Here is a 6369-nt window from a genome sequence, read left to right as displayed (position 1 = left end):
CCCGCCCCACCCCCCACATCAGCACGCCCCCCGCCCCCCCCCCCCCCCCCCGGGCGCGCGGGGGGGGGCGGCGGCCCGCCCCCCCCCCCCCCCGCTCCCCGACCTGGTCTCGGCGCTGCGGGACGCCGGCGCCGACGTGCTCACCGTCCCGGTCTACCGCTGGGTGCTGCCCGAGGACGTCGCTCCGGTGCGCCGGCTCATCGGCGCGATCGCGACCGGCGGGGTCGACGCGGTGACGTTCACCAGCGCGCCCGCCGCCGCGAGCCTGCTCCAGGTGGCCGGCGAGCTGGGCCGGCGCGAGGAGGTGGTGGCGGCGTTCAACGACCGGGTGCTCGCCGTCGCCGTCGGCCCGGTGACCGGCGGGCCGCTGGACGCGGCGGGCATCCCCTATGCCCGGCCCCAGCGCGCCCGGCTGGGTGCGCTGGCGCGCGAGGTGGTCGCCCGGCTGCCCGAGCGCGATCCGGTGCTGCAGGTCGGGTCCCACCTGCTGCAGGTGCGCGGCCACGCCGCCGTCGTCGACGGCCGGCTGGTGGAGCTGGCCCCGGGGCCGCTGGCCGTCCTCAGGGAGCTGACCCGGCAGCCTGGCCACGTGGTCTCGCGGCCGGATCTGGTGGCCTCGCTGCCCGGCGGCGGTGACGGGCACGCGGTGGAGATGGCGGTGACCCGCCTCCGGGCCGGGCTCGGTGCGCCGCTGGTGGAGACCGTCGTCAAGCGCGGCTACCGCCTCGCGGTCTAGCGCCCTGCCCCGAGGTCGAGCCGCATGAGCACGCGCGGGAAGCCGTTGAGGACCGAGTCGGTGTCGGCGGCGTGCACGAAGCCGGCGCGCTCGAAGAGCGACCGCGTGCCCACGTAGGCCATCGTGAGGTCCACCTTCCGGCCGCCGTTGTCGACCGGGTAGGCCTCGACGGCCGGCGCGCCCTGCGCGCGGGCGAACGCGACCGCGCCGTCGACCAGGTGGTGGGCGATGCCCGTCCCCCGGTGGCCCGGCCGCACCCGGACGCACCACAGGGACCACACGTCGAGGTCGTCGACGCGGGGGATCTTCCGGTTGACGGCGAAGCTGGTGTCCGCGCGGGGGTGGACCGCCGCCCAGCCCACCACCTCCTCGCCGTCGTAGGCCAGGACGCCGGGTGGTGGGTTCTGGGCGAGGAGCTGCCGCACGCGCTCCCCGCGCGCCGGGCCGCGGAGCTCCCGGTTCTCCTTGGACGGGATGCGGTAGCTCAGGCACCAGCACGCGTCCGCATCCGGCCGCTTGGGGCCGACCATCGTCGCGACGTCGTCGAATGCGGTGGCGGGGCGCACCTCGATCGGCATGCCGCCATCGTGGCAGCGGGCTCCGACGGTTCCCAGCACCTCGGGCGCCCGTGAGCACACGGCTGCTCGCGGCCTCACCGCGGCGGGGGCACGCGGGTGAGCGGACTGTTCCCGAGCGGTCACGCGCGCGCGGCGCCGGGGAAACGGCCCGTTCCTAGCGTCGCGCCATGACCTCGACCCCGACCGTCCGCACCACCGGCACCGGACCGGCCCCCGCGGTCGGCACCGCACCTCCCCCGAGCCGGCGACGCGGCTCCCGGTGGATCGACGACTACAACCCCGAGGACCCCGCCTTCTGGGCCTCGCCGCAGGGCCGGCCGGTGGCCCGCCGGAACCTGGCGTGGTCGGTGCTGGCCGAGAACATCGGCTTCAGCGTGTGGCAGATGTTCAGCATCGCCACCGCCGTCCTGGCCTCGATCGGTTACGGCTTCACCAGCGACCAGCTCTTCTGGCTGGTGGCGACCGCGGGGCTCGTCGGCGCGATCATGCGGGTGCCCTACACGTTCATGCCGGCCCTCGTCGGCGGCCGGAACTGGACCGTCGTCAGCGCCGCCCTGCTGCTGGTGCCGGTGACCCTGCTGACCGTGGCGGCGACCACCGGCCGGCCGTACTGGTTCTGGGTGCTGACCGCCGTCGCCTGCGGCTTCGGTGGCGGCAACTTCGCCTCCTCCATGGCGAACATCTCGTTCTTCTACCCGGACAGGGAGAAGGGCTTCGCGCTCGGGCTCAACGCCGCCGGGGGCAACATCGGGGTCGCGATCATCCAGCTGGTCGGGCCGCTCGCGGTCACGGCGGGCGCCCTCGCCGTCGTCGGCGGCGGCACCGGGACGACGGCGGCCGGCGACACCCGCTACGTGCAGAACGTCGCGCTGATCTGGGTCCCGTTCATCGCGCTGGCCGTCCTCGGCGCGTGGTTCGGCATGAACAACCTGTCGGGCGCGAAGGCCAACGTCGCCGCCCAGGCCGCGATCGCCCGGCGGAAGCAGACCTGGGTGATGTCGTTCCTCTACATCGGCGCGTTCGGCTCCTTCATCGGCTTCTCCGGCGCCTTCCCGCTGGTCCTGGCCAACGAGTTCGCCGCCGACACCTACCGCTACGCCTTCCTCGGCCCGCTGGTCGGCTCGCTGTCCCGGCCGTTCGGCGGCTGGCTGGCCGACCGCGTGGGCGGCGCGAGGATCACCGTCGTCACGTTCGTCGGGCAGGCGCTGGCCATCGGTTCGGCGATCGCGTTCCTGCGCGCCGGCAGCTTCGGCGGGTTCCTCGCCAGCTTCCTGGTCCTCTTCGCCGTCGTGGGCATGACCAACGGCTCGACCTACCGGATGATCCCGATCATCTACCGCGCCGAGGCCGCCGCCGACCACCCGGGCGACTCCCCGGCGGCCGTCCTCTACCGGGCCCGGCGGGACACCGCCGCGGCCGTCGGGATCATCTCGGCGGTCGGGGCCCTGGGTGCGGTCTTCATCCCGCGGATCGTCTCGGAGTCCTACGGGGCCACCGGCGGCGTGGAGACGGCGCTGCTGTCCTTCTGCGGTTTCTACATCGCCTGCGTGGCGGTGACCTGGTTCGTGTACCTGCGCCGCGGCACGCTGATGCAGCGGGCAGGCGTCTGACCACCTCCGGCGGGTGAGGCCGCCGCGTCCCCGGGATGCACGCGAGGGGCCGGACCGACGAAGATCACCGCGTGACCGCAGCCGAGCAGACCAGCACCGGGCGCGCCCTCATCGAGGCGGGTCGCCCGGTCGCCGGGTCGATGTGCTCCGCCGCCGCGACGGTGGTGTTCGAGCCGGCGACCGCGCGGGTGCAGGTGCACGACCGGTTCGCCGCCGCCCTGCGCACCGCGGCCGGGGAGGCGTCCGGCATCGCGGTCGAACGGGAGCGGGTGCGGGCGGGTGCGGTGCTGGCCTTCGCCGTCGAGTACGCCGCCACGCTGCACCGCACCGGCCGGCCGGCGCGCACCGACGGCTTCTTCGCCCCCCGACCCGGCAGCCGGCCGGTGGCCGACGAGCTGGCCGAGGCGGTGGTCGACGCCGCCCGCCGGTCCACCGACGAGCGCCGGGTGCGGCACCTGGGCTACCTGCTGGCCGAGGTCAGCGTCTCCCCCGACATCGACGCCGAGCTGGTCGGCCGCGCCCTGCGGCTGGCCGAGGGGCTGCGCTGGCGGCAGTTGGCCCTGCTGGCCGCCGTCGGCCGCCGCGACCGCGTGCCGCTGCCGATGACCCCGCTGGCGGACGAGCCGCGCGGCTGGACGGCCTGGGGCGCCCGCGAGGACGTCGCCGACCTGCAGCGCGCCCGGCTCCTCGACCCGCCGCCGGCCCAGCCGCGCCCGGGCGGCGCGGCGCTCCCCCGGCTGCGGATGGCCGACCTGCGGCTCACCCGCCACGGCGTGCTGGTGCACCGGCTCCTGGTGCTCGAGCTGCTGCGCGACGACGCGGTCGCCGCGGCCCTGGCCGACCTGGACCTGCCCCGCTCCTGAGCGATCCCGCACCGCCGCCCGACCGGAGGACCTCCGGCGAGGTCCGGCTCTGCCCGTTCCACCTGGGCAGAGCCGGAGCGCGCGATCGGACTCTGCCCAGCTGCGGCGGGCAGAGCCGGAGCGGGATCAGTCTCTGCCCAGCTGCTGCGGGCAGAGCCGGAGCGGGATCAGTCTCTGCCCAGCTGCGGCGGGCAGAGACGGAGCGCGCGATCGGACTCTGCCCAGCTGCGGTGGGCAGAGCCGGACGTCCTGCGGAGCAGCGGACCGGCTCCCGGGCTACCGCGCTCCCGGCCTCCGCCGGGCGACCAGGACGGTGTCCGGCACGACGTTGCCCGTCCGCTCGGCAGCTCCCGGATCGCGATCCCGCGTCCTGGTGACGATGTCGGACCACTCCGCGGGGTCGAGCACCGCCGCGACGTCGTCGGCCGTGTAGAGCGCGCCGGCCTCGTGCGCGGAGGCGTGCCCGTGGCCCCACTCCTCGCCGTGCTGGTGACCCACCACGAGCAGCATCCCGCCCGGGGCCACCGCGGCGGCCAGCCGTCGGAACATCCGCGTGCGGTCGGTCCAGGTGGCGTGCAGGTAGTGCGCGGTGACCAGGTCGAAGGAGCGCTCCGGCGGCGTCCAGACGTCGAGGTCCTCGTGCCGCCAGTCGATCCGGTCGGCGAGCCCGAGCTCGGCCGCCTTCGCAGCCCCCCGCTCCAGCGCGACGGGCGAGAAGTCGACCGCGGTGACCCGCCACCCCCGGGACGCCAACCAGAGGGCGTCGCCGCCCTCGCCGGCCCCGGCGTCCAGCGCGGTGCCGGGCGGCAGATCGGTGGCCTCGACGACGAGCTGCCGGTTCGGCCGGCCCGTCCACACCGCCGGGGCGGACCGGTAGAGCTCGTCGTAGCCGTCCCGGGTGATCGCGGGCTCCCGCGCCGGTCCGCTGCCGGGCTCGCTCATGCCGCCACGCTCCGGTGCTCGGCCACCGCGCGCGCGGTGTCCGCCTCGATCAGGTCCGCGTTGATCATCGCGCCGGCCCGGAGCTCCTGGGCGGCGGCGACGATCACCTGAGCGCTGAGGTCACCGGCGTTGCCGGCGACCCAGACGCCGGGGACGTCGGTGCGCCCGGTCTGGTCGGCGGGGAGGTGGGTCCCCATCACGGTGCCGCTCATCTCCAGCGGCACCGGCGTCGCGTCGAGCCCGGCGAGCACGTCGGCGTTCGCGGTGAACACCGGCGCGACCACGACCGCGTCCCGTTCGATCACCTCACCGGAGGCCAGCCGGACGGCTGCGCCGCCTTCGAGCCCCGCCACCTCGCCGCGGACGACGCGGATCCCGCGCGCCGCCAGTTGGTCCAGTTCCTCGTCCGTGGGCTCGTCGGCATCGTGCAGGAAGAGGACGACGTCGTCGGTCCACTGCCGCCACATCAGCGCGCCGTGGATCCCCAGCGTCCCCCGGGCCACGACGCCGATCGCCCGGTCGCGCACCTCCCAGCCGTGGCAGTACGGGCAGTGCAGCACCGCACTCCCCCACCGCTCGGCCACGCCCGGGATCCCCGGCAGCTGGTCGGTCAGGCCGGTGGCCAGCAGCAGCCGGCGCGCCCGCACCGAGGATCCGCCGCCCAGGTCGACACGGAACCCGCCGTCCTCGCGGCGCACGCCGGTGACCCGGCCGGCCACCACGGTGCCGCCGTAGCCCTCGACCTCGCCGCGGCCGATCGCCAGCAGCTCGGCCGGCGGGGTGCCCTCCCGGCCGGGGTAGTTGTGCACGTGCCCGGCCGGTGCGTTGCGGGGCTCCCCCGCGTCCACCACCAGCACGCTGCGCCGGGCGCGGGACAGGGTGAGCGCTCCACTCAGCCCGGCCGCGCCGCCTCCGATGACCACCACGTCGTACTGCTCGTCCATGCCGGAACTGTCTGCCCGGACGCCCTGGCCTGGCAACCGTCGTTGCCAAAATGGCAAACTGGTCCGCATGACCGACGACGACGTCCTGCAGAACGTGGGTCTGCGGCTACGGGCGCTGCGGAGCGAGCGCGGGGCCACGCTCGGCGAGATCGCCGACGCCACGGGCATCTCGGTCAGCACCCTGTCGCGCCTGGAGTCCGGCGGGCGCCGGCCCACCCTGGAGCTGCTGCTGCCGCTGGCGCGCGCGTACGGCGTGGCCCTCGACGAGGTCGTCGACGCCCCGGCACCGGCCGATCCGCGGGTGCACGGCCACCCGATCGAGCGGGACGGGATGACGCTGGTGCCGCTGACCCGGCAGGCCGGGGGGCTGCAGGCCTACAAGCAGCAGCTGCCCCCGCGGTGGCGGGTCGGGAACACCGAGCAGCAGGTGCACAACGGCTTCGAGTGGCTCTACGTGCTGTCCGGGCAGATCCGGCTGCTGCTCGGACCGCGCGACTTCGTCCTCGGCCCCGGCGAGGTGGTCGAGTTCGACACCCGGGTGCCGCACGCCCTCTCGAACCCCTTCCCTGAGCCCGCCGAGGGGTTGATCCTGTTCGGTCCGCAGGGCGAGCGCATGCACGTCCGCGCCCGCCCCGCCTCCCCGGCCGACCGGGCGTAGGCGGCCGGCGTCGTGGCGAGCATCCGGCGGAAGTGCCG

7 protein-coding genes are annotated in these 6369 nt (G+C 75.8%); 4 read left to right on the top strand and 3 right to left on the bottom strand.

From position 1 onward, the window contains the following. Window positions 1-103 precede the first annotated feature (103 nt). Complete coding sequence (locus tag ACI790_RS18465; protein WP_456571245.1) at window positions 104-736, top strand: uroporphyrinogen-III synthase; 633 nt, start codon at window positions 104-106, stop codon at window positions 734-736. On the opposite strand, the gene ACI790_RS18460 is transcribed toward ACI790_RS18465, so the two are convergent. Then, window positions 733-1314, bottom strand: coding sequence for a GNAT family N-acetyltransferase (locus ACI790_RS18460; protein ID WP_456571243.1), 582 nt, complete (start codon window positions 1312-1314; stop codon window positions 733-735). The two genes, ACI790_RS18465 and ACI790_RS18460, sit on opposite strands and share 4 nt — an antisense overlap. Window positions 1315-1481: 167 nt before the next feature. Between ACI790_RS18460 and ACI790_RS18455 the strand changes: the two genes are divergently transcribed. Beyond that, complete coding sequence (locus ACI790_RS18455; RefSeq protein WP_456571242.1) at window positions 1482-2924, top strand: MFS transporter; 1443 nt, start codon at window positions 1482-1484, stop codon at window positions 2922-2924. A 71-nt stretch (window positions 2925-2995) separates the two neighbouring features. Then, entirely contained in the window at window positions 2996-3787 is a 792-nt protein-coding gene (locus ACI790_RS18450) for a hypothetical protein (RefSeq protein WP_456571241.1), read from the top strand. Between the two features lie 276 nt (window positions 3788-4063). Here the strand turns inward: ACI790_RS18450 and ACI790_RS18445 are convergent, their stop codons facing one another. Further along, complete coding sequence (locus tag ACI790_RS18445; protein WP_456571240.1) at window positions 4064-4729, bottom strand: class I SAM-dependent methyltransferase; 666 nt, start codon at window positions 4727-4729, stop codon at window positions 4064-4066. Then, window positions 4726-5673, bottom strand: coding sequence for an NAD(P)/FAD-dependent oxidoreductase (locus tag ACI790_RS18440; protein WP_456571239.1), 948 nt, complete (start codon window positions 5671-5673; stop codon window positions 4726-4728). The genes ACI790_RS18445 and ACI790_RS18440 overlap by 4 nt, the downstream gene beginning before the upstream one ends. Before the next feature lie 67 nt (window positions 5674-5740). On the opposite strand from ACI790_RS18440, the gene ACI790_RS18435 reads away from it, so the two are divergent. Continuing rightward, window positions 5741-6331, top strand: coding sequence for a helix-turn-helix domain-containing protein (locus tag ACI790_RS18435; protein WP_456571238.1), 591 nt, complete (start codon window positions 5741-5743; stop codon window positions 6329-6331). Window positions 6332-6369 lie beyond the last annotated feature (38 nt).

This window comes from Blastococcus sp. SYSU DS0539 (genome assembly GCF_054050855.1).
Note: the sequence above shows the minus strand (reverse complement) of the source record. Positions and strands in the feature narration are given on the sequence as shown.